Annotated in this window: 22 protein-coding genes and 1 pseudogene; 12 read left to right on the top strand and 11 right to left on the bottom strand. The window is 65.0% G+C overall.

The features are described from left to right. Positions 1 to 20: 20 nt before the first annotated feature. The 3 genes from CYD53_RS12800 to CYD53_RS12790 are packed head-to-tail and all read right to left on the bottom strand — an operon-like array spanning position 21 to position 1,953. Positions 21 to 338 (bottom strand): hypothetical protein, encoded by a 318-nt coding sequence (locus CYD53_RS12800; protein WP_103718475.1) that lies wholly within the window; start codon positions 336 to 338, stop codon positions 21 to 23. Then, positions 335 to 1,597, bottom strand: a complete 1,263-nt coding sequence (gene flgE, locus CYD53_RS12795; RefSeq protein ID WP_103718474.1) for a flagellar hook protein FlgE — start codon at positions 1,595 to 1,597, stop codon at positions 335 to 337. Before flgE ends, CYD53_RS12800 begins: the two co-directional genes overlap by 4 nt. 35 nt (positions 1,598 to 1,632) lie before the next feature. Next, positions 1,633 to 1,953, bottom strand: coding sequence for a flagellar hook capping FlgD N-terminal domain-containing protein (locus CYD53_RS12790; protein ID WP_103718473.1), 321 nt, complete (start codon positions 1,951 to 1,953; stop codon positions 1,633 to 1,635). 225 nt (positions 1,954 to 2,178) lie between these two features. Between CYD53_RS12790 and CYD53_RS29930 the strand changes: the two genes are divergently transcribed. Next, positions 2,179 to 2,511, top strand: a complete 333-nt coding sequence (locus CYD53_RS29930) for a hypothetical protein (protein ID WP_146055907.1) — start codon at positions 2,179 to 2,181, stop codon at positions 2,509 to 2,511. Here CYD53_RS29930 and CYD53_RS12785 read toward each other — a convergent pair. The 8 genes and pseudogenes from CYD53_RS12785 to CYD53_RS12750 form a co-directional block, all read right to left on the bottom strand. Further along, positions 2,504 to 2,812, bottom strand: a complete 309-nt coding sequence (locus CYD53_RS12785) for a hypothetical protein (RefSeq protein ID WP_103718472.1) — start codon at positions 2,810 to 2,812, stop codon at positions 2,504 to 2,506. The genes CYD53_RS29930 and CYD53_RS12785 overlap by 8 nt on opposite strands. Positions 2,813 to 2,986: 174 nt before the next feature. Beyond that, positions 2,987 to 3,433 (bottom strand): flagellar export chaperone FliS, encoded by a 447-nt coding sequence (locus CYD53_RS12780; protein ID WP_181011841.1) that lies wholly within the window; start codon positions 3,431 to 3,433, stop codon positions 2,987 to 2,989. Positions 3,434 to 3,448: 15 nt separating this feature from the next. Then, positions 3,449 to 5,188 carry a flagellar filament capping protein FliD gene (fliD, locus tag CYD53_RS12775; RefSeq protein ID WP_103718470.1) on the bottom strand — a complete coding sequence of 580 codons (1,740 nt, stop codon included), beginning with the start codon at positions 5,186 to 5,188 and terminating at the stop codon, positions 3,449 to 3,451. Positions 5,189 to 5,247: 59 nt separating this feature from the next. After that, the gene (locus CYD53_RS30995) at positions 5,248 to 5,505 is read right to left on the bottom strand and encodes a flagellin (protein ID WP_425428294.1); all 258 of its coding nucleotides are present in this window, start codon (positions 5,503 to 5,505) and stop codon (positions 5,248 to 5,250) included. Positions 5,506 to 5,640: 135 nt separating this feature from the next. Next, a pseudogene (locus CYD53_RS12770) lies at positions 5,641 to 6,423 on the bottom strand (flagellin); the annotation flags it as partial. A gap of 135 nt (positions 6,424 to 6,558) precedes the next feature. Beyond that, positions 6,559 to 7,149 carry an RNA polymerase sigma factor gene (locus tag CYD53_RS12765; protein ID WP_245928215.1) on the bottom strand — a complete coding sequence of 197 codons (591 nt, stop codon included), beginning with the start codon at positions 7,147 to 7,149 and terminating at the stop codon, positions 6,559 to 6,561. A 551-nt stretch (positions 7,150 to 7,700) separates the two neighbouring features. Further along, a complete protein-coding gene (locus tag CYD53_RS12755; protein ID WP_103718466.1) occupies positions 7,701 to 9,083 on the bottom strand; it encodes an aldehyde dehydrogenase family protein in 1,383 nt (460 codons plus the stop codon). Between the two features lie 14 nt (positions 9,084 to 9,097). Continuing rightward, positions 9,098 to 10,753, bottom strand: coding sequence for an acetolactate synthase large subunit (locus tag CYD53_RS12750; protein WP_103718465.1), 1,656 nt, complete (start codon positions 10,751 to 10,753; stop codon positions 9,098 to 9,100). Between the two features lie 237 nt (positions 10,754 to 10,990). Between CYD53_RS12750 and zapE the strand changes: the two genes are divergently transcribed. The 11 genes from zapE (at position 10,991) to lpdA (ending at position 23,386) form a co-directional block, all read left to right on the top strand. Beyond that, positions 10,991 to 12,169 carry a cell division protein ZapE gene (zapE, locus tag CYD53_RS12745; protein ID WP_103718464.1) on the top strand — a complete coding sequence of 393 codons (1,179 nt, stop codon included), beginning with the start codon at positions 10,991 to 10,993 and terminating at the stop codon, positions 12,167 to 12,169. A gap of 3 nt (positions 12,170 to 12,172) precedes the next feature. After that, positions 12,173 to 12,655: a GNAT family N-acetyltransferase gene (locus CYD53_RS12740; RefSeq protein ID WP_103718463.1), complete on the top strand. Its 483-nt coding sequence runs from the start codon at positions 12,173 to 12,175 to the stop codon at positions 12,653 to 12,655. Between the two features lie 10 nt (positions 12,656 to 12,665). Further along, a complete protein-coding gene (locus tag CYD53_RS12735; RefSeq protein WP_245928214.1) occupies positions 12,666 to 13,265 on the top strand; it encodes a TetR/AcrR family transcriptional regulator in 600 nt (199 codons plus the stop codon). 262 nt (positions 13,266 to 13,527) lie between these two features. Continuing rightward, entirely contained in the window at positions 13,528 to 14,490 is a 963-nt protein-coding gene (mdh, locus tag CYD53_RS12730) for a malate dehydrogenase (RefSeq protein WP_103718462.1), read from the top strand. A 120-nt stretch (positions 14,491 to 14,610) separates the two neighbouring features. Continuing rightward, on the top strand, positions 14,611 to 15,807 hold the full coding sequence (gene sucC / locus CYD53_RS12725) for an ADP-forming succinate--CoA ligase subunit beta (protein ID WP_103718461.1): 1,197 nt from the start codon (positions 14,611 to 14,613) through the stop codon (positions 15,805 to 15,807). A 9-nt stretch (positions 15,808 to 15,816) separates the two neighbouring features. Next, positions 15,817 to 16,701, top strand: a complete 885-nt coding sequence (gene sucD, locus CYD53_RS12720; protein ID WP_092171981.1) for a succinate--CoA ligase subunit alpha — start codon at positions 15,817 to 15,819, stop codon at positions 16,699 to 16,701. A gap of 119 nt (positions 16,702 to 16,820) precedes the next feature. Beyond that, the gene (locus tag CYD53_RS12715) at positions 16,821 to 19,778 is read left to right on the top strand and encodes a 2-oxoglutarate dehydrogenase E1 component (RefSeq protein WP_103718460.1); all 2,958 of its coding nucleotides are present in this window, start codon (positions 16,821 to 16,823) and stop codon (positions 19,776 to 19,778) included. Positions 19,779 to 19,832: 54 nt separating this feature from the next. After that, positions 19,833 to 21,125, top strand: coding sequence for a 2-oxoglutarate dehydrogenase complex dihydrolipoyllysine-residue succinyltransferase (odhB, locus tag CYD53_RS12710; protein WP_103718459.1), 1,293 nt, complete (start codon positions 19,833 to 19,835; stop codon positions 21,123 to 21,125). A 12-nt stretch (positions 21,126 to 21,137) separates the two neighbouring features. Further along, positions 21,138 to 21,521: an MAPEG family protein gene (locus CYD53_RS12705; RefSeq protein ID WP_103718458.1), complete on the top strand. Its 384-nt coding sequence runs from the start codon at positions 21,138 to 21,140 to the stop codon at positions 21,519 to 21,521. A gap of 18 nt (positions 21,522 to 21,539) precedes the next feature. Continuing rightward, entirely contained in the window at positions 21,540 to 21,968 is a 429-nt protein-coding gene (locus tag CYD53_RS12700; protein ID WP_103718457.1) for a VOC family protein, read from the top strand. Between the two features lie 20 nt (positions 21,969 to 21,988). Then, complete coding sequence (gene lpdA, locus CYD53_RS12695) at positions 21,989 to 23,386, top strand: dihydrolipoyl dehydrogenase (protein ID WP_103718456.1); 1,398 nt, start codon at positions 21,989 to 21,991, stop codon at positions 23,384 to 23,386. Positions 23,387 to 23,391: the final 5 nt, after the last annotated feature.

Here is a 23,391-nt window from a genome sequence, read left to right as displayed (position 1 = left end):
GGGTCGATCCTTCGGTTCGGTCATGATCGCTTCTGCGGCGTCATGGAGAGCTCATCGGCGCGCTGATAGGCGGTCATGGCGCGATGGGTATTGAGGCGCTTGTCGAGGGCGATGCTCATCTCGTCGCGGGCGCCGCGAAGCGCTTCCAGGGCGAGATCGAGATCCGCCAGCGTGACGAGGACCTCGTTGCGCTGCCGCGGCGGGATGCGCCCGCCGCTGCGTTGCCTGGCCTCGATATGGCCTTTCGCTTCCTTGTCGATGCGCGCCAGGCGGGCGAGCAGCGGATCCTCCGCCAGCACGTCCGGCTGCGCCGCGCGCGCAACCCGCGCCCGTTTCATCGGATCGCACTCAGCAGCGTGTCGTACATGCTGCTGACCGTGGACATGATCTGCGCGGCGGACGAATAAGCCTGCTGGGCCGCCATCATGTTGCTGAATTCCTGGCTCGTATCGGTGGTGCTGGTTTCCAGCATCCCGCCCGAGATCGTGCCGGCTCCGGCGGTTCCCGCGATATGCATCGAGCTGGCGCCCGAGACCGAGTTGGCGGCATAGACGCCGCTGCTCATCGAGGTCAGGCCGTTGGCGTTGCTGAAGGTCGCCACCGCCACCTTGTAGATCGCCCGGCGCTGATCATTGTCGTAGTTCGCGTAGACGGTGCCGTCGTCGCCGATCTCGATGCCGGTCAGCGTGCCATAGCTGATGCCGTCCTGATCATATTCGAGGGAGACGCTGAGTGTGTCGTCCCCGGAGGAGAGCTGACTGAGGCCGCTCGAGCTGTTGGCGGTGCCCATGTCGAGCGTGATCGTGCTGTCGGCGGCTCCGGTCGTCCAGCCGGTGAAGGAGAGCGTCGGCGGGTTGGGCGTGGTGCTGGCCAGCGTCCCGTCGCTGTTGAAGCTGATACTGATCGTGTTGCTGGTCGCGGAGGTGGCGAGCGTGGCGCTGCCGCTCGAATCGGTCACGTCGGAGAAGGCGGCGGTCCAGCTGTTTTCAGCCGTCTTCGTCCAGGTGACCGTCGTCTTCGCCGCCGTTCCCAGCGAGTCGAAGATCTCGACATCGCTCTCGAAGGTGTCGCCGACAGCGGCATCCGCCGGCAAATTGGCTTGCAGGGAGAGGCTGGTCGTCGCCGCGGCGATGCTCGAGACCGAGGTGGTGTCGATGGTCTTCAGCGCGCTGGAACTGGTGGATCCGGTGATATTGCCGTCGGCGTCGGTCGGCCAGCCCTGCAGGTAATAGCCGTTGCTTGCCAGATAGCCGGTCTTGTCGATCGTGAACTCGCCATTGCGCGTATAGTAGATGTCGCCATTGGTCACGCTCGATCCGACGACGAAGAAGCCGTTGCCTTCGATCGCCATGTTGGTGGCTGTCGCCGAAGCGGTCAGCGAGCCCTGAGCGGCGATGTTGGACACGCCGGAGGCGGCGACTCCGCCGGCGGAATAAGCCGATGACGAGGAATCCGCGATCAGGCTTTCGAAACTCGCGGTCGTCGTCTTGTAGCCGTATGTGCTGGAATTTGCGAGGTTTTGGCTGACCATGGCCAGGGCCGCGCTTTGTGCCGACAGGGCCGAGACAGCCGAATTCAATGCGCCGGTGAGACTCATGGCGATTACTCAACTCTATTTCAGGTTGGATAGAATCAGGCCGAGATGTTGAGCTGCGACGAGATCGTATTGACGCTCGAATAGAGCTCTGAAACCGTAGATGACAAAGCTGTCATCGATTCCGACAAAGAAGACAGCGTGTCGTTCATCGCGACTTGCTGGCTGTAGCTGGCGTAGGACATCAGTTGCGAATTCATATCGCTGGCACTTGTCGGATTCGACGGATCCTGGTTCTGCAATTGACTGACGATCAACTGCATGAAGTCCGTTTCCGTGAGCGAGGAAGACGACGACGACGAACTCGTCGACGTGGTCGACGCTGTTGATGCAACCGATGAAACCGAGCTGACGCTCATGACAAACCTCCATCGACAGCCCGGACGCGTACTGTCCGGGAAGCCTGTGTTGCGATCTGGCCTCTGGAAGCGCGGTCTGAGCCGCCTTCAGTATTGATACGGGCGGAGGAGGATTTTCAGGCGCGATTTATTGGCGCCATCGCAATTCGCGCAAACGGCGGGCGCTTTGAACTCGATTAAACAAGTATTAACTCTATTTATTAGCTTCTGAGTAAGATTTGGCACATGCCGTGCCGTGCCGTGCGCCGCAGCCGCGGCGAGACGGCATCGGCTCACCTGCCAGCCGATCAGGCGGATGCGCTGGGGCGGGCAGTGGCGGCGCAGGCGCACCTTATCCTGGCGTCTCCCAGGGTCTTGGCGCCTCCCGAGGGAAACAAATCATTACAAGCTGGCGCGCTGGAGAGCGAAGCGGCGAAACATCCGGCTTGCGATTTCGAAGCGCTGTCCGTGACCGGTTTCCAGCCGGGCAAGGCGCGGCAGCCCACCGCGCCGCTCATCACGCAAACGATGACGACGCTGCAACTGACGGGGCCAATCCGGCGGAGCGTGCCTAGATGAAGCTGGCGGTCTTGGCGTTGATTGGAGCGCCGGGCTGCCGATTGGACTGCGTGGCGGCGGCCGGGGGCTGCGAATCCGCGCCGACAGCTGCCACGATGATGCGATCGATCAGGCTTTTGGGCGCCCTGACGGGAGAGGCCGATTTGAACGCGGAGCGCAGGCTTCTGGCCTCATCGAGGATTCTGCGCGCGGCTGGAGAGGCAAGAAGCAGGGCCAGTCCCGGTTGCCGCAGTCCAGCCGGCCAGGTCGCCAGATCGTCGCCATGCCGATCAATCGCGTCCTGAAATTCGCCGAGCTTCATTGCGGTCTCGTTTCTGAGCGTATCTCCTTTGTTGATAAACTGTTTCGCAAATCAGGGAAATAGGCAAAAATCGCCGAGCGAACTCGCGCCCGGCCCGGCTGGGCCGAGCGGCGGATGGAGGCGGGACGAGCTGGTGCGCGGTTGGGCTGCCGCCCGGCCCGGCGCTTTGGAGGTTCAGCCGACCCTTGCCGGGCGGATGGCAGCCTGCGGATGCCGCGGCGCGGGGACTTCCTCGAGCTTCGGGCTCATGCCGGCGACGATCGCCCAGGAATCGCGTAGTTCGCCGAGATGCTTGATGATCTTCATGTAGCGAACCGGCGCGTCCGGCTTTCCATAAGCGGTATGGATCGCCACGATGTTATAGGTATAGGCCTTCATCAGCTGCTGGGAGATGTCTTCTCCCTTGTCGAAGCGCAAATTGTGGCACAAGCCCCGCAGAATCGTGGATGACTTGGAGATGCAGATATAGCTCTCCTCGTGCTTCCTGGCTTCGATGGCGCGGACAGCGAGGTGGAGCTGGCGGATGGCCTCATCGTAAAGCTTCACGACGGCGACGAGCGGATGGACTTGCGCCGCGACCATCCGGTAGGTGGCGATGGCTCGGCTTGCACTCTGGTTCATGTCTCTCGGGTCCATTCATTGATCGAGAAGCGCAGTCAGGTAGTCCTGCGTCGATTCCGCCGCGGAAATCGCGGCCTGGTAGCGGGCGTAGCGGTTGGTGAGATTGGTCCGGTAGGTTTCGGCGGCGGAGCGGATCGCATCGCTCTTGGTCTGGAGCGTCGTGTCGGTCGCCTCGAGATTGTCGATGAGCGTCTGCAGCGTGCCGTCCGAGCTGTCGGAGGCGTCGCTCGACGTGTTGTAGAGCAGCTCGGCGATGCCGGTGCTCAGCGAGACGTCGATCGATTTCGAGCTCGAGCCCGTATAGACGAAGCTGTAGCCCTCATAGGCGGTCCCGGCGGCACCGACGATCCGGGTGCCCTTGACCGTGAAGAGCGAGGAATCGCCGTTCACCGAAGCCGAGCTCAGCGCCCCGCTGGCGTCGACCGTCACATCGAGGGTGAAGGGATTGGGCACATTGGTGCCGCGCGCCAGCAGCATCAGATCGCTGGACGAGGCACCCATCTGGAAGCTGAGCAGCGCCTTGACCGAGTCGAGATCGTCCAGAAGCGCGTCGTCGAGCGTGTCCTCGTCGAGGACGAGCGTGCCGTCGCTGTCGAAGGAGAGGCCGATCAGCGCCATCGAATTCTCGCCGACCGTGCGCGTGAGCGCGCTGTAGACCGAGAGAGTCGTGCTGCGCATCGTCCCGTCGCCGAACAGCACGGCGTCGTCGGAGGCCGTGCCGTCGCTGGACAGCGTCTGCTGCGTCGTGACGAAATCGCGGAAGGCATTATAGGCGTCGACCAGCGCCTGGATCGCCGTCTTGGCGGAGCTGACATCGGCGCCGATCTCGATCGTGATCGAGACGTCGCTCTCGGTGTCCGGGTCGCTCTGGGTGGTCTGGTAGAGATGCAGCGTCACGCCGTCGAGCAGGTCGTCGATGTCGTTGGTGGAGCGGGTGGCGGTGATGCCGTCGAGCGTGACGATGGCGTCCTGCGATTCCTGCAGGACGTTGGCCAGAGCGCCGGTGCTGTCCGTGATGCCGAGCGAGGTGAGCACATCGTCGCCGGAGACGGTGCTCGCACTGATCGTCTCGCCGGTCTCGCTCGTGGACAGGATGAGCTGGTATTGCGAAGACGACACCTTCAGCACGGTGGCCTGCACGCCGGTGGTGCCCGACTGGTCATTGATCGCCTCGGCGAGATCGGCGAGCGACATGCTCTCGGTGACCGTCAACTCGACCGAGCTGCCGCTTTCGGTGCCAAGCGAGATCACGCCGGAATAGCCGAGATCCTCCGAGCTGCTGGCGACGACGCTGCTCGCGATCTTGTGGGCTTTGGCGAGTTGCAGAACCTGGATGTCGTAGCTGCCGACATCGGTTCCGTCCTCGACCGTCGCGGATAGCGATGAGGCGGCGTCGACGTCGCCATTGGCGGAGAGATAGGCGGCCCGGTTCAGAAAAACGTCGGTGGAGCTGTTCGAGGTTCCGGAGACGGCGCGCAGCGCATCGGCGGCGTCCGAGAGATCGTCGAGCAGGGATTGCAGCTGTTCATAGGCGGAGATCTTGGCCTGGTTGGCGGTGATCTTGAGATCGATCGTGTCGGCCTTGCTGAGCTTGGCCTGGACCGAGGCCTCGACAAGCGCGCTCCAATCGATGTCGGACGGATCGGTGGTGGCCGAGGTGCTCGACGTGCTGCTCGAGCTCGATGTCGTCGAGGTGCTATAGGCCGAGGACAACAGATCCGACGTGCTCGAACTCGTACTGCTGACTGACGCCATCTCATCGCACCCCGGTGGAAGGGCGGGCCGGAGGAGACCGGCCCGCTTCGGTCATCGATTCACTGCAGCAGCTTGAGCAGTTCCTGCGGCATCTGGTTCGCCTGGGCGGCAGCGGCGACGGAGGCCTGGGTCTTGACCTTGGCTGCGGCCAGGGTGGCGGATTCGGAGGCCACGTCGACATCCTTGATCGCCGAATTGGCGGCATCGAGGTTTTCGATGCTGGTGGCGATCGTGTTCGAGCGGAACTCGAAGCGTGATTCGAGCGCGCCGATATTGGCGCGGGCGCTCGAGACCTTGTCGATCGCGGCGTCGATCACATCGATGGCCGCCTGGGCGCCGTCCTGCGTCGCGACCGAGAGGGTGGTGCCGGCATCGCGGCCCGTGCTGCTGGTGTCGTCGAAGCCGAGATCGGCGACATCGAAGCTGCCGGTACCCGCGATGGTGATCCCGGCGGCAGATCCCGTCGCGGTGTTCGACAGGGTCAGCTTGCCCGTGGTCGCATCGACGGAAGCAGACACCGTGCTGGTGCCCAACGCCGTATTGATCGCGGTTGCGATGTCGTCGGCCGTATAGACGCCGTCCGAGGCCGTGCCGCCGGTTGTCGACAGCGTCACCGAGGTGCCGTTGACGGTGAAGGAGACGTCGCCGCCGCTGGCGTCATAGCCGCTGGCGCTGCCGATGAGGCTGGCGGGAGCCTCATCCGTCGCGGCGGTAATGTCGAGCGCCGAGGTGGTCAGGGCGTCGATCGTCACCTTGATGGTATCGCTGGTGGCGTTCGAGCCGACGACGACGACCATGCCGTTGGCGAAATCGCTGGTGCCATCGAGAAGGCTGGCACCGTTATAGCGCGTGCTCTCGCTGATGCCGTCGATTTCCTCGGCGAGCTGCGAGAATTCCGCGTCGATATAGGCACGCTCGGAATCGGTGACGGTGCCGGAGACCGATTGCGAGGCCAGCGCCTTCATGCGCTGCAGCATGTCGCTGATGTTGGAGGCGCCGCCATCGGCGGTCTGCAGGATCGAGGTGCCGTGCGAGGCGTTCGTGGCCGCCTGGGTCAGCGCCGTCACGTCGGACGAGATCCGGGTCGAGATGGCGAGGCCCGCGGCATCGTCCGAGGCCTTGGTGATGCGCGAACCGCTGGCCAGCTTGGACAGCGAGGACGACTGGTCGACGGAGTTCATGTTGAGGTATCGGACCGCCGAATTGGCGGCGATATTGGTCGAGATCACAGCCATGACGGCTTCTCCTTGCGCGGCTGGGAATCCGCCTTCCAGTTCAGGAGGGCGAGGACGCGGTGCTCCCGTGTCTGCCAGTTCAACGGGGCGGCAGAGCCAGGCGGGCGCGGTTTCTGCGGGAGAAGCGGACTATGGCTAATCGTCTGTAAATGACTGCCGGATATCGCGTTCCGAACGGCGCAGATGCTTGCGCAGATGCTGGCGGCCGCGCTTCAGCAGGGCCTCGACGGCCGATACCGTCGTCTCCATGATCTCCGCGATCTGCGCATTACTGAAATCGTCGTAATAGGACAGGATGAGGGCGACGCGCTGCTGGTCGGGCAGGCGCCCCATTTCCCGGGTCAGCAGGTCGTTGACCTCGTGGCGGTGCAGCGCGGTCAGGGCGTCGGGCTGCTCATCGACGATGTCGGGCAGGTTCTCCATGCCCTCGGCCTGCGGCCGCCGGCGCATGTCGAGGCAGCGATTGGTCACGACACGGTAGAGCCAGGTCGTGAATTTCGCCCGTCCGGTTTCCCAGCTGCCCCGATGCGTCCAGATCTTGAGCAGCGTGTCCTGGACCACATCTTCGGCATCGGCCCCGTTGCGCAGGATGCGCAGGGCCAGCGCATAGGCCCGGTCGACATGGCGTTCGACCAATTGGCGAAAAGCCGCCTCGTCGCTGAGCGCGATCAGCCGCAGGAGCTCGTCATCGCGATCCAATGGCCTGCGGATTGAGAGGTCCCCCAATTTCGGCAGCAGCTCCGTGCGCGCCTCCAGAGCCCCGATCGGCGGCATGGGAACGGCGAATGTCGCGATATCTAGTTGAGACGGCGGACAGGTCATAGCGGCATTTCCCAGGGAGAGATCGCGCACAAATCGATGGAGTTGTGGCTTGTCCCTTCCAGTGAAACGGAGCAGCGGCGGAAACCAGGCGCGGAAAAATCAAAAAAAGATCATAAATTTCAGATACTTAACTAGGAATAATTTTCCCAGCACTAGGCAAGAATTGCCGATCTGGAGGCCTGTTCCGAAGCACTCTCGATGCAGGCGGGCGCGCGTCGGAGATTGTCCGGCTGCTTCCGTCCGAGGACAGGACAAATCATGCGCCCTGATGGCTGCTCCATCGTCATTGCGAGCGCAGCGAAGCAATCCAGAGGACGTAGAGCGAGCCCTCCTGGATTGCTTCGCTGCGCTCGCAATGACGGCAAGGTTTCCACGTAACTGGTCCAGGGGCCGACACCTCGCCGCTGCCCTCTCCTTACAGGAGAGGGGTTCCCCGCGTTTTTCGGGCCGATATGCTAGCTCCTGCGCATCAGGATCATCTTCTCCTGCGTCATGTCGCGCATGGTGAAGGGGATGCCGCCGGTGGCGTAGCCGGATTCGCGGCGGCCGGCGAAGGGCATCCAGTCGGTGCGGAAGGTCGTCGGATCATTGATCATGACGGCCGAGGCATCGAGCCGGTTGGCAGCGCGTAAGGCGATGTCGATATCCTGCGCGAAGATGCTGGCCTGGAAGGCGACCGGCAGGGAATTGGCCCGGGCGATCGCATCGTCGAGATCGCGATAGCGGTAGATCGCGACGGCCGGGCCGAAGATCTCCTCCCGCGAGATGCGTGCGTCGGGAGCAGGATCGACGAGCACGGCGGGCTCCAGCGTCGTCTCGGAGAGCCGCTTGCCGCCGGTCAGCAGCTTGGCGCCGCCTTTCACCGCCTCGTCGATCCAGGAGGCAACGCGGTCGGCTTCCTTCGGCGTGATCAGCGGGCCGACTTCCGTGTCCTTCAGCACGGGATCGCCGGTGTGTAGCGTCTTCACCCGCGCGACGAGACGCTCGGTGAAATCGTTGACGATGGCATCATGGACATAGATGCGCTGCGTCGAGACGCAGACCTGGCCGGCATGGTAATAGCCGCCTTTTACGATCGGCTCGATGATCGCTTCGAGATTGGCGCTCTTGTCGACGATCGCAGGCGCGACGCCGCCATGCTCCAGCGCCGAGCGCGCGCCATGCGCCAGCTTGCTGTGGAGATACCAGCCGACCTTGGCCGAGCCGATGAAGCTGAGGAAGGCGATGCGCCGGTCGGTCGCGAGCTTTTCGGCAAGCTCGGTCGTCTCGGGGACGAAGCTCTGGCACCAGGCCTGCGGCAAACCGGCCTCATGCACGAGCGCGACGAAGTCGAGACAGGAGAGCGGCGTCGTACCCGCCGGCTTGACGATGACCGGGCAGCCGGTGGCGATCGCGGGCGCGACCTGATGCACGATCAGGTTCAGCGGGTGGTTGAAGGCCGAGATCGCGGCGACGATGCCGATCGGTTCCTTGGTGGTGAAGGCCCAGCGATCGGCTGCGGCCGGCGACAGCCCCATCGGGATCTCACGGCCACTGAGATTGCGCAATTCGTCGGCGGCGTTGTGCACGCCGTCAATGGCGCGGGTGACCTCCACGATCGCGTCCGGCAGCGGCTTGCCGCCTTCGCGCGCGATCTGCAAAGCGAGATGGTCGCGCTTGCCCGCGATCAATCCGGCCAGCCGGCGCAGGATTGCCATCCGTTCATGGGGCTTGAGCCAGCCGTCGCGGTTGCGGAAGACGCGCTCGGCCGCCTGGAGCTTGGCTTCCAGCGCGGCGGCGTCGTCGGTCGCGATCTCGGTGATCGGCGCGCGGTCGAAGGCCTGTAGGACCTGCAACATGGGTTTTCTCCCGGTCAGGCGAGCTGGATGTCGGGGCTGCGGTTGCGCAGCTCCTCGACGAGCACGCGGGTGTTTTCGGAATAGTCGATCGGCACCTCGACGAGATGGACGCCGCCGCCAGCGAAGGCGGCCTCCAGCGTCGGCACGAGCTCCTCGACCGCCGTCACCCGCGAGCCCTTCGCGCCATAGGCCCGCGCATAGCGGACGAAGTCCGGGTTGCCGAAGGTCATCCCGAAATCCGGGAAGCTGTCGACCGCCTGCTTCCAGCGGATCATGCCATAGGCGTTGTCGCTGAGGATGACGACGACGAGGTTCAGGCCGAGCCGGACCGCCGTCTCCATCTCCTGCGAATTCATCATGAAGCCGCCATCGCCGCACACCGCCATGACGCGTCGTTCGGGATAGAGCAGCGCTGCCATCATCGCCGAGGGCAGCCCCGCGCCCATCGTTGCCAGCGCATTGTCGAGCAGCAGCGTGTTGGCGACATGGGTGCGATAGTTCCGGGCGAACCAGATCTTGTACATGCCGTTGTCGAGACAAACGATGCCGTCCTCCGGCATGACCTGGCGGATGTCGTGGACGATGCGCTGCGGCGTGACCGGGAAGCGGTCCTCCTCGGCGCGATCATTGATCCGGGCGAGGATCGTCTGGCGCAGCTCAAGCATCGAGGGATCGGCAGCGAGCTTGCCTTCGAGCCGGTCGGCAAGCGCGGTCACGGTCGCGCCGATGTCGCCGATGACCTCGGCGTCGGGATGGTAGACCTGTTCGACATTGGCCGATTGGTAGCCGATATGGACGACCTTCGAGCCGCCGGCGCTCTTCATCAGGAAGGGCGGCTTCTCGACCGTGTCATGTCCGATCGAGATGATCAGATCCGCCTTGTCGACGGCGAGATGGACATAGTCGCGCTCGGACAGGGCGGCGGTGCCCATATAGAGGTTCGAGCCGCCGGTGACGGCACCCTTGCCCATCTGCGTGTTGAAGAAGGGCAGGCGCGTGCGCCGGACGAAGGCCGACAAGGCCTCGACGAGGCGCGGTCGGTTGCCCGCCGCGCCGATCATGACGAGCGGGTGCCTGGCGGCCAGGATCATTGCGGCTGCGCGATCGAGCGCTGTGGCCTGCGCGACCGGGCGCTCCAGCGGATGGACCGGAATGACCGCGACGTCCGCAATCTCCTCGGCTGCGACATCTTCGGGCAATTCGAGATGAACCGGACCCGGCCGCTCCTCCATCGCGACGCGGAAGGCGTCGCGCACCACGGATGGGATGCTGGCGACGCTGACGATCTGCCGGGTCATCTTGGTCAACGGCTTCATCGAGGCGACGACATCGACGATCTGGAAGCGCGCCTGCTTGGCGGTCATGATCGCCTTTTGGCCGGTGATCAGGATCATCGGCATGGCGCCGAGATGGGCATAGGCCGCGCCGGTGGAGAAGTTGAGCGCGCCAGGTCCCAGCGTCGCGATGCAGACGCCGGGCTTGCCGGTCAAGCGGCCATGGGTCGCGGCCATGAAGGCCGCTGCCTGCTCATGCCGCGTCAGGATCAGCTTGATGCCGGAGGTGCGAAGCGACTCGACGACATCGAGATTCTCCTCGCCCGGCACACCGAAAATGCGGTCGACGCCCTCGTTCTCGAGCGCTTCAACCAAGAGGTCGGAGCCCTTCTTCATCACTGGCCGCCTTTCGCTGGAAGATTACCTTACCGGACGGCCAGGCTAGGCCGTTGCGGCGCGGACGGAAAGCGGAGCCGGGAAGGGCTGCCATGCGGCGCGCCGGATTGCGCGAGGACGGTGCGCCGCCCAAGGGAGGGCGGCCTCGTTTCGAGGCCCTGCCATGCCGTGACCGGCCTTGCGGCTGGGCCGCGCCTGCCGTAACCGGAAATTCCCTTCCGCCGACGATCCCGAGCCATGTCCGCCTCGATTTCAGACCGTTACTTCGCCTTGGTCGAGGCGGGCGCCATCGAGCGCGATCCGGCGCAGGTTGCCGTGGTCAGGCGCCTTGCGGCGCTGGCCGAGGCCCTGGGCGCGCGCCGCCTGGGTCGGAAGAGCAGTGCGCTCGGCTGGCTGCTGGGCGGCAAGCAGAGCTCATCCGAGGCTCCCAAGGGGCTCTACATCTGGGGCTCGGTCGGGCGCGGCAAGACCATGCTGATGGACTTGTTCTATGACGCCGCACCGGTGCCGAAGCGCCGACGCGTGCATTTCCACGAGTTCCTGGCCGACGTGCATTCGCGCATCTTTGCCTACCGGCAGAAGCTCAAGGCCGGCGAGGTCAAGGAGCCCGATCCGATCGCACCCATCGCGGCCGAGTTGGCGGCCGAGGCCAACCTGCTCTGCTTCGACGAGTTCACGGTCACCGACATCGCCGATGCGATGATCCTCGGCCGGCTGTTCACGGCGCTGTTCACGGCCGGCGTCGTCGTCGTCGCGACCTCGAATGTCGAGCCGTCGCGGCTCTACGAGGGCGGGCTCAACCGGGCGCTGTTCCTGCCTTTCATCGCGCTGCTGACCGAGAGGGTCGAGGTGCTCAGGCTCGATGCACGCACCGATTTCCGCCTGGAGAAGCTCGGCGGTGCTCCGACCTATCACGTTCCGGCCGATGCGACGGCGCGGGCTGCGCTCGATGAGGCGTTCCGGCGCGTCTCCGGTGCGGCGCATGGGGTGCGGGTGACCCTGTCGGTCAAGGGCCATGAGATGCGGATTCCGCAGGCGGCCGGCGGCGTGGCGCGGGCGAGCTTTTCCGACCTCTGCAGCCAAGCCTATGGCGCCTCCGACTATATCGCGCTGGCGCAGCGCTTCCACACGCTGGTGCTCGACGACATCCCGGCGCTGGCGCGAGACCGGCGCAACGAGGCCAAGCGTTTCATCATCCTGATCGACACGCTCTATGAGCACCACGTCAAGCTCGTCGCTTCGGCGGCGGCCGAGCCGCAGGAACTCTACAAGGACGGCAATGGCCGCGAGGCCTTCGAGTTCGACCGCACGGTCTCGCGATTGATCGAGATGCGCTCCGACGACTATCTCGCCTTGCCGCATGGTCGCGCCGATTCCGCCGCGAGCGGCGACAGCGGCGGATTGGTGGAAACCTGAGAGATGGCAGGCAAACACGTCCTGGAGATCAGGCGGGCAACGTCTGCCGACGCGCAAATCATCAGCGATCTCATTATACGCACGCTGCGCGAAACGAATGCGCGGTACTATTCTCCAGACATTTTGGAGACGGTCATAGCCAACTTTTCCAGCGACAAGGTTGCCCTGCGCATGGGCGATCGCAGTGTTTTGATCGCGATGACGGAGCGCGATATCGCCGGCACGGCCAGCCTGCATGGAAACTGGGTGCGCAGCGTCTTCGTCAGGCCGGATCGGCAAGGCCAAGGCATCGGCGCGCGATTGATGGAGAGCGTTCTGGCAATCGCCGCCGAGCAGGGGCTCGGCCAAGTCACGGTGCCGTCATCGGTCAATGCCGAAGGATTTTATGCGAAGCTGGGTTTCGTGCATCTTCGCGATGAATTCCACGGAGCCGAACGCGTCATCTTGATGACGAAGGTGCTCCTTTCCCAGATCGAACAAGGCTGAGTTCCCGATCATGCCGATGCGCGAGCCGAGCGAGACCCGCATCCTCTCGGTCGCCAGCGAGCATCTGCGCCAGTTCGGGCTGAAGCGCTTCACCGTCGTGGCGGTGGCGGCGGAGGCAGGCATGACGCATGCCAATGTCTATCGCTACTTCCCGTCGCGGGGGGCGCTGGTCGATGCGGTCGTCGATGTCTGGCTGAAGACGACCGAGCGGCGCCTCGCCGACATCGCCGATGGACCCGACCCCGCCGCCGACAAGCTCGAACGGTTGATCCTGGCGCTGGCCAAGGGCAATCGCGATCTGCTGAGCGAGGATCCGCATCTCTTCGCCGCGCTCTCGCAGGCGGTCGCCAAGCGCCACGCGATCAGCCGGCGCAACCGTACCCGCGTGCGGGCGCTGTTCGAGCGGGTCATCGACGAGGGCATTGCGTCGGGCGCCTTCGAGCCGCGCGACCGCGACCGCGCCATCGCCTTCGTCATCGATGCCACGCATCGCTTCATTCATCCGGCCGCGCTGGCGCTCGAGGCGGATGTGCCCCAGGCCTCCGTCGATATGCGCCTGGCCACCCTGATCCGCGTCGCACTGCGCGTGCTGGAGACCGGGATCATCTGAAAAATCTTGTGACAAATTACAAATTCTGTAAATTGTCATTGTCGGTTTTCTCGACCTTGGACAAGGCGGCCGCATTTTCGCCCGGTGCAAGTGCTTGAAATCAGGCCGATTGGTCGGTTGGGCTCCAAACTGGCGCGCATCGAGACCGGTCTTCATCCCCGCAAAGGACAGGGTTGCGGCAAAAGCCCCGTTTGGGCCAAAGAAACCCACGGTTTCGGCCGGCCACCGGCCTCCCGCAGCACCTAAGGACAAGGACTAGGATATGGCCCGCAAGAAGATTGCCCTCATCGGCGCCGGCCAGATCGGCGGAACGCTCGCGCACCTGGCCGGTCTGAAGGAACTGGGCGACGTCGTCATGTTCGACATCGCCGAGGGCATCCCGCAAGGCAAGGGCCTCGACATCGCCGAATCCGCGCCGGTCGATGGCTTCGATGCGAGCTATACCGGCACGCAGTCCTATGAGGACATCAAGGGCGCCGATGTGATCATCGTCACCGCCGGCGTGCCGCGCAAGCCCGGCATGAGCCGCGACGACCTGATCGGCATCAACCTCAAGGTGATGAAGTCGGTCGGCGAGGGCATCAAGCAATACGCCCCCAAGGCCTTCGTCATCTGCATCACCAATCCGCTCGACGCCATGGTCTGGGCGCTGCAGAAATTCTCCGGCCTCAAGCCCAACATGATCTGCGGCATGGCCGGCGTGCTCGACAGCGCCCGCTTCCGCCACTTCCTCGCCGACGAGTTCAAGGTCTCGGTCAAGGACGTCTCGGCCTTCGTGCTCGGCGGCCATGGCGACGACATGGTGCCGCTCGTCCGCTACTCGGGCGTCGCCGGCATCCCGCTGCCTGATCTCGTCAAGATGAAGTGGACCACCCAGGAGCGCCTCGACGCCATCGTCGAGCGTACCCGCAAGGGCGGCGGCGAGATCGTCAACCTGCTCAAGACCGGTTCGGCCTTTTATGCGCCCGCGGCTTCCGCGATCGCGATGGCCGAGAGCTATCTCAAGGACCAGAAGCGCGTCCTGCCGGCGGCGGCCGCGCTCAAGGGCCAGTACGGCGTCAAGGACATGTTCGTCGGCGTGCCGGTGGTGATCGGCGCCAAGGGCGTGGAGAAGGTCGTCAAGATCCGCCTCAACGGCGCCGAGAAGGCGATGCTGGAGAAGTCGGTGGCTTCGGTCCAGACCCTCATCGACGCCTGCAAGGCTATCGATCCGTCATTGGCGTGACATAAGGGCAGTCGGCAATAGGCCGTCGGCAGTCGTGCAAATGGCGCCAGCTCGCTTCTCTACTGCCGACTGCCTATTGCCGACTGCCAAAATAACCTTCGCTTCAGGGAAACCGAGCACATGAACATCCACGAATATCAGGGCAAGGCGGTTCTCAAGGAGTTCGGCGCGCCGGTCTCCGCCGGTTTCCCGGCGCTGACGGTCGCCGAGGCCGTCGAGGCCGCCAAGAAGCTGCCCGGACCGCTTTATGTGGTGAAGAGCCAGATCCACGCCGGCGGCCGCGGCAAGGGCAAGTTCAAGGAACTCGGCCCTGACGCCAAGGGCGGCGTGCGGCTGGCCAAGTCGGTCGCCGAGGTCGAGAGCCACGCCAAGGAAATGCTCGGCAACACGCTGGTGACCGCGCAGACCGGCGAAGCCGGCAAGCAGGTCAACCGCCTCTATATCGAGGACGGCTCGGACATCGAGAAGGAGTTCTACCTCTCGGCCCTGGTCGATCGCGAGACCTCGCGCGTCGCCTTCGTGATCTCGACCGAGGGCGGCATGGACATCGAGGCCGTCGCCCATGACACGCCGGAGAAGATCGAGACCTTCTCGGTCGATCCCGCCACCGGCATCATGCCTCATCACGGCCGCACCATGGCGCGGATCCTCGGCCTCTCCGGCGATCTCGCCAAGCAGGCCGGCACGGTGCTGAGCCAGATCTACACGGCGTTCGTGTCCAAGGACATGGACATGCTGGAGATCAACCCGCTGATCGTGACGACGCAGGGTCAGATCAAGTGCCTGGACGCCAAGATCTCCTTCGACTCGAACTCGCTCTACCGTCACCCCGAGATCGTGGCGCTGCGCGACACGACCGAGGAGGACGACAAGGAGATCGAGGCCTCGAAATATGACCTTGCCTATATCGCGCTCGACGGCACGATCGGCTGCATGGTCAACGGCGCGGGCCTCGCCATGGCGACGCTCGACATCATCAAGCTCTATGGCGAGGAGCCGGCGAACTTCCTCGATGTCGGCGGCGGCGCCACGGAAGAGAAGGTCACGGCGGCTTTCAAGATCATCACCGCCGATCCGCAGGTGAAGGGCATCCTGGTCAACATCTTCGGCGGTATCATGAAGTGCGACGTCATCGCGCGCGGCGTCATCGCCGCGGTGAAGGCGGTCGGGCTTCAGGTTCCGCTGGTGGTGCGCCTCGAGGGCACCAATGTGCAGGAAGGCAAGGACATCATCTCGTCCTCCGGACTGAACGTCATTTCCGCCGATGATCTCGACGATGCCGCCCAGAAGATCGTGGCTGCGATCAAGAAGGCCTGAGGAGAAACCATGTCCATCCTGATCGACAAGAACACCAAGGTCATCTGCCAGGGCTTCACCGGCAAGAACGGCACCTTCCATTCCGAGCAGGCGATCGCCTATGGCACGCAGATGGTCGGCGGCACCTCGCCGGGCAAGGGCGGTTCGCTCCATCTCGGCCTGCCCGTCTTCGACACCGTCTTCGAGGCCAAGCAGAAGACCGGCGCCACGGCCTCCGTCGTCTATGTCCCGCCTCCGGGTGCAGCCGACGCGATCTGCGAGGCGATCGACGCCGAGATCCCGCTGATCATCTGCATCACCGAGGGCATCCCGGTGCTCGACATGGTGCGCGTCAAGCGCTCGCTCTCGGGCTCCAAGTCGCGCCTGATCGGGCCCAACTGCCCCGGCGTCGTCACGGCGGGCGAGAGCAAGATCGGCATCATGCCGGCCAACATCTTCAAGCCGGGCTCTGTCGGCATCGTCTCGCGCTCGGGCACGCTGACCTATGAGGCGGTGTTCCAGACCACCCGCGAGGGCCTGGGCCAGACCACGGCCGTCGGCATCGGCGGCGATCCGGTCAAGGGCACCGAGTTCATCGACATGCTCGAGATGTTCCTGGCCGACGAGCACACCAAGTCGATCGTCATGATCGGCGAGATCGGCGGCTCGGCGGAAGAGGACGCGGCGCAGTTCATCAAGGACGAAGCCAAGCGCGGCCGCAAGAAGCCGATGGTCGGCTTCATCGCCGGTCGCACGGCGCCTCCCGGACGTCGCATGGGCCATGCCGGCGCGATCATCTCGGGCGGCAAGGGCGGCGCGGAAGACAAGATCGCGGCCATGGAAGCGGCCGGTATCCGGGTCTCGCCCTCGCCGGCGCGCCTTGGAAAGACCTTGGTCGACGTGTTGAAGGGCTGAGGGTCGCGCGCGTCATGGTCGGGCCTGGCCCGACCATCTCGTGACGCGCCGGACTACCGAAAAGATGGTCGGCTCAAGGCCGACCATGACGCTGCAGGCAGGAAAAGGCAGGACAGACCATGGCTCGCCAGGACATCAACGAGGCTCTCGCCCAGACGGGTTTCCTCTATGGCGGCAACGCAGCCTATATCGAGGATCTCTACGCCCGCTATCAGGCCGATCCGAAATCGGTCGACGAGCAGTGGCAGGGTTTCTTCGCGGGGTTGAAGGACGAAGGCTCGGCCATCATCCAGAACGCCAAGGGCGCCTCCTGGAAGAAGCCGAACTGGCCGGTTCCCGCCAATGGCGAGCTCGTCTCGGCGTTCGACGGCAACTGGGCCGTGGTCGAGAAGGTCGTCTCCGACAAGCTCGGCGCCAAGGCCAAGGCCGCCGGCACCGCCCTGAGCGCGTCCGACGTGCAGCAGGCGACGCGCGATTCCGTGCGCGCCATCATGCTGATCCGCGCCTACCGCATGCGCGGCCATCTCCACGCCAAGCTCGATCCGCTCGGCATCGAGCAGGCCCGGGATCCCGAGGAGTTCTCGCCGGCCGCCTTCGGTTTCACCGAGGCCGATCTCGACCGCAAGATCTTCATCGACAACGTGCTCGGCATGGAGTTCGCCACGATCCGCGAGATGACCGCGATCCTGCAGCGGACCTATTGCAGCACGGTCGGCATCGAGTTCATGCACATCTCCGATCCGGAGCAGAAGGCTTGGCTGCAGGAGCGGATCGAGGGCCCCGACAAGGAGATCGCCTTCACCCGCGAAGGCAAGAAGGCGATCCTGAACAAGCTCGTCGAGGCCGAGGGCTTCGAGAAGTTCATCGACCTTAAATATACCGGCACCAAGCGCTTCGGCCTCGATGGCGCGGAGGCGCTGATCCCGGCGCTGGAGCAGATCATCAAGCGCGGCGGCGCGCTCGGCGTGCGCGACATCGTCTTCGGCATGGCCCATCGCGGCCGCCTCAACGTGCTGACCCAGGTTCTGGGCAAGCCGCACCGCGCACTGTTCCACGAGTTCAAGGGCGGGTCGTTCCATCCCGACGACGTCGAGGGCTCGGGCGACGTCAAGTACCATCTGGGCGCTTCGTCTGACCGCGAGTTCGACGGCAACAACGTCCATGTTTCGCTGACCGCCAATCCGTCGCATCTCGAGATCGTCGACCCCGTCGTGCTCGGCAAGGTCCGCGCCAAGCAGGACCAGTTCGGCGATGTCGTCGAGCGCTCCAAGGTGCTGCCGCTCCTGCTGCATGGCGATGCCGCCTTCGCCGGCCAGGGCGTGGTGGCGGAATGCCTGGGCCTGTCCGGCCTGAAGGGCCACCGCACCGGCGGCTCCGTGCATTTCATCATCAACAACCAGATCGGTTTCACCACCTATCCGCGCTATTCGCGCTCCTCGCCCTATCCGTCCGATGTGGCCAAGATGGTCGAGGCTCCGGTCTTCCATGTGAATGGCGACGATCCGGAGGCGGTGGTCTTCGCCGCCAAGATCGCGATCGAATTCCGGCAGAAGTTCCACAAGCCGGTGGTGGTCGACATGTTCTGCTATCGCCGCTTCGGCCATAACGAGGGCGACGAGCCCGGCTTCACCCAGCCGCTGATGTACCGCAAGATCCGCGGCCACAAGACGACGCTGGAGCTCTATTCCGCCAAGCTCGAGGCCGAGGGCGTGATCCAGCCCGGCGAGGTCGACGAGGCGCGCGCCGCCTGGAAGGCCAAGCTCGAGATCGAGTTCGAGGCCGGCCAGGCCTTCAAGCCGAACAAGGCGGATTGGCTCGACGGCCGCTGGGCCGGCATGAAGGCGATCCGCGCCGATGAGGACGATCCGCGTCGCGGTGCGACCGGCGTTCCCGCTGCGGTTCTCCAGGAGATCACCGAGAAGATCACCGCGACCCCGCCCGGCTTCAACGTCCACAAGACGATCCAGCGCTTCCTCGACAACCGTCGCAAGGCGGTCGAGACCGGGCAGGGCATCGACTGGGCGACGGCCGAAGCGCTGGCCTTCGGCTCGCTCCTGCTCGACGGCAACCCGGTCCGGCTCTCGGGCCAGGATTGCGAGCGCGGCACCTTCAGCCAGCGCCATTCCGTGCTGATCGACCAGGAGACCGAGGCGCGCCACACCTCGCTGAACCATATCCGCGAGGGCCAGTCGCGCTACGAGGTCATCAATTCGATGCTCTCGGAAGAGGCGGTGCTCGGCTTCGAATACGGCTACACGCTGTCGGAGCCGAACGCCCTGACCTGCTGGGAAGCGCAGTTCGGCGACTTCGCCAATGGCGCGCAGGTGCTGTTCGACCAGTTCATCTCGTCCGGCGAGCGCAAATGGCTGCGCATGTCGGGCCTCGTCTGCCTGCTGCCGCATGGCTATGAGGGCCAGGGGCCGGAGCATTCCTCGGCACGCCTGGAGCGCTTCCTGCAGATGTGCGCGGAAGACAACATGCAGGTGGCGAACTGCTCGACGCCGGCGAGCTATTTCCACATCCTGCGCCGCCAGCTGAAGCGCGACTTCCGCAAGCCGCTGATCCTGATGACGCCGAAGTCGCTGCTGCGCCACAAGCGCTGCGTCTCCGACCTCGCCGAGCTCGCCGAGGGCTCGACCTTCCATCGCGTGCTGCATGACGATGCCGAGCGCGGCCGCTCGACCACCAAGCTGGTCAAGGACGCCAAGATCCGTCGCGTCGTGCTGTGCACCGGCAAGGTCTATTTCGACCTGCTGGAAGAGCGCGAGAAGCGCGGCATCGACGACGTCTATCTGATGCGCGTCGAGCAGCTCTATCCGTTCCCGCTGAAGTCGCTGGCGCAGGAGCTGGCGCGCTTCAAGGGCGCCGACGTGGTCTGGTGCCAGGAGGAGCCGAAGAACATGGGCTCCTGGACCTTCGTCGAACCCTATCTCGAATGGGTGCTGGGCCATGCCGGAGTGAAGTCGAAGCGGCCGCGTTATGTCGGACGCCCGGCATCGGCCGCGACGGCGACCGGCCTGATGTCCAAGCACCTCGCACAGCTCAACGCGTTCCTGGACGAAGCCTTCGCGGCCTGACCCCAGTAGCGCCCTTCACGACACGCCAGACAAAGACACCAACAGAGGCCTGACATGGCGACCGAAATCCGCGTACCCACCCTCGGCGAATCCGTCTCCGAGGCCACAATCGGCAAGTGGTTCAAGAAGCCGGGCGACGCGGTGAAGGCCGACGAGCCTTTGGTCGAGCTGGAGACCGACAAGGTCACGCTCGAGGTCAACGCGCCGGCCGCCGGCGTGCTCGGCGAGATCGTCGCCAAGGAAGGCGACACGGTCGGCGTCAGCGCGCTGCTCGGCATGATCACGGCTGGCGACGGCAAGGCCGCAGCTCCTGCCAAGGCCGAAGCGAAGACGGCCGACGCTGCTGTGGCGCAGGCCGCTGGCAAGGCCGGCGAGGCGACTTCCGCCGCTGCCGAGAAGAAGTCCGGCGAGGTCGCCGGCGACACGACGATCAAGCCCGCGACGAAGGCGGCCGATTCCGGCCCCGCCGTCAGCCGTCTCGCAGCCGAAAGCGGCGTCGACCCGGCGAGCGTCAGCGCTTCGGGCAAGGATGGCCGCGTCACCAAGGGCGACATGCTGGCCGCGATCGCCGCCGGTTCCGCGGCTCCGGCGCCCGCCGCCCCGGCTGCGCCGATCCAGCTTCGCGCCCCGTCGGCTCCCGACGACGCCTCGCGCGAAGAGCGCGTCAAGATGACCAAGCTGCGCCAGACCATCGCGCGCCGCCTCAAGGAAGCCCAGGCGACAGCTGCGATGCTGACCACCTTCAACGAGGTGGACATGTCGGCGGTGATGGCGTTGCGCAACCAGTACAAGGATGTCTTCGAGAAGAAGCATGGTGTGAAGCTCGGCTTCATGGGCTTCTTCGTGAAGGCCTGCGTGCAGGCGCTGAAGGAGATCCCCTCCGTCAATGCCGAGATCGACGGCACCGACATCGTCTACAAGAACTATTATCACATCGCGGTTGCGGTCGGCACCGATAAGGGCCTGGTCGTGCCGGTGGTGCGCGACGCCGACCAGCTCTCGATTGCGGGTGTCGAGAAGGCGATCGGCGTGCTCGGCAAGAAGGCGCGCGACGGCGCCCTCAAGATCGAGGACATGCAGGGCGGCACCTTCACCATCTCGAATGGCGGCGTCTACGGTTCGCTGATGTCGACGCCGATCCTGAACGCGCCGCAATCGGCGATCCTGGGCATGCACAAGATCCAGGAGCGCCCGATGGTCGTCGGCGGCCAGATCGTGATCCGGCCGATGATGTATCTGGCGGTCTCCTACGATCACCGCATCATCGACGGCAAGGAGGCCGTGACCTTCCTCGTCCGCATCAAGGAAGCGCTGGAGGATCCGGCGCGCCTCGTGCTCGACCTCTGAGACAGCGAGCCCATGCTCTTCCTGATCGTCGCGAGCGTCGCGCTCCTCTTCGTCCATATCGGAGCGCAGGCGATCGCGGCGACAAGCGAGCTCGGCTCGGACTGGAATGCCGGGCCGCGCGATGAAGGGGTAAGGCCGCAAGGCGTCATCGCCGGGCGGGCCGAGCGGGCGCTGCGCAACTATGTCGAGACCTATGCGGCTTTCGCGATCCTGGCGGCGACCCTGGTCGCGAGCGGACGTGGGGACGGGGTAGGCCTTGTGGGAAGCGCGGTCTGGGTCGCGGCCCGCATCGTCTATCTGCCGCTCTATCTGGCCGGCATCCGATATTGGCGCAGCCTGGTCTGGCTCGTCGCCACGGCGGGGCTGGCACTGATGGCGGCGCGCCTGCTGATCTGAGCCGCAGGGAGATCGAACATGGCCTTCGGATCCAATCCCCCTCCGATCCAGCCGCATCTCTGCGTCAAGGGCGGCATCGAGGCGATTGCCTTCTACGAGAGGGCCTTCGGCGCGCAGTGCACATTCAAGGCCATGGCCGACGATGGCGCGCGCGTGATGCACGCCAACCTCGCGCTCTTCGGCAGCGAGGTCATGCTGCATGACGAGTTTCCCGAATTCGGCGGCGATCTGCTCGCGCCACCGAGCCGGGGCGGCGCGAGCATGGCCATCAACATCAACCTGCCGGCACCCGCCGATATCGATGCGGCGGTGGCACGCGCCGAGGCTGCCGGCGCCCATGTCGTCATGCCGGCGGGCGACGTCTTCTGGGGCGCGCGCTATGCCCGCATCCGCGACCCGTTCGGCCATATCTGGTCCTTCAATGCGCCGCTGGCGCAACACCCATAAGTCAGACCGAAAGAGAGACCATGTCCTACGATCTCGTCGTCATCGGAACCGGCCCCGGCGGCTATGTCTGCGCCATCCGCGCTGCCCAGCTCGGCCTCAAGGTTGCCGTGGTGGAGAAGCGCAAGACCCATGGCGGCACCTGCCTGAATGTCGGTTGCATCCCGTCCAAGGCGCTGCTGCATGCCTCCGAGATGTTCGAGGAGGCGAGCCATACCTTCCCGAGCCTCGGCATCACGGTCGGCACGCCCAAGCTCGATCTCAAGCAGATGCTGGTCCACAAGCAGGAGACGGTCGACGCCAACGTCAACGGCGTCGCCTTCCTGCTGAAGAAGAACAAGATCGAGCCCTTCCACGGTACGGCCTCGATCCCGGCGGCCGGCAAGGTCGTCGTCACCGCCGAGGACGGCAAGACGCAGGAGCTCGAGGCCAAGGCGATCGTCATCGCGACGGGCTCCGAATCCACCAACCTCCCGGGCGTGACCGTCGATGAGAAGGTCGTCGTGACCTCGACCGGCGCGCTCGAGCTGACCGCCGTGCCCAAGGAGCTGGTCGTGGTCGGCGCCGGCGTGATCGGGCTCGAGATCGGTTCGGTCTGGAGCCGTCTCGGCGCCAAGGTCACCGTGGTCGAGTATCTCGACCGCATCCTGCCCGGCATGGATGGCGAGATCGCCAAGCAGTTCCAGCGCATCCTGGAGAAGCAGGGCTTCACCTTCCAGCTCGGCGCCAAGGTCACCAAGGTCGAGACGGCCAAGAAGGGCGCGACCGTCACCGTCGAGCCCGCCGCCGGGGGCGAGGCCAAGACGCTGTCAGCCGATATCGTGCTGGTCGCGATCGGCCGTCGCCCGAACACCGACGGGCTCGGCCTGGAAGCAGCCGGCGTCGCGACCGAGCGCGGCCGTGTCATCATCGACGATCATTTCAAGACCAATGTCGCCGGCATCTATGCCATCGGCGACGTGGTGCGTGGCCCGATGCTCGCCCATAAGGCCGAGGATGAGGGCATGGCGGTCGCCGAGATCATCGCCGGCAAGGCGGGCCATGTGAATTACGACGCGATTCCCGGCATCGTCTACACGGCTCCCGAGGTCGCCGCGATCGGCAAGACCGAGGAAGAGCTCAAGGCCGCAGGCGTCGCCTACAAGGTCGGCAAGTTCCCCTTCACGGCCAATGGCCGGGCGCGTGCCATGCGCCATACCGAAGGCTTCGTGAAGTTCCTGGCGGATGCCGCGAGCGACCGCGTGCTCGGCTGCCACATCATCGGTCCCCATGCCGGCGACCTGATCGCCGAGGTCACGGTGCTGATGGAGTTCGGCGGCTCGGCCGAGGACCTCGCCCGCACCTGCCATGCGCATCCGACGCTCGCCGAGGCGGTCAAGGAAGCTGCGCTCGCCGTGGACAAGCTCCCGATCCATATGTGAGCGGC

It is taken from the genome of Allobosea psychrotolerans (genome assembly GCF_002917105.1).
In the GTDB taxonomy this organism is placed as follows: domain Bacteria; phylum Pseudomonadota; class Alphaproteobacteria; order Rhizobiales; family Beijerinckiaceae; genus Allobosea; species Allobosea psychrotolerans.
This window is presented reverse-complemented; position numbering and strand designations above follow the sequence as displayed.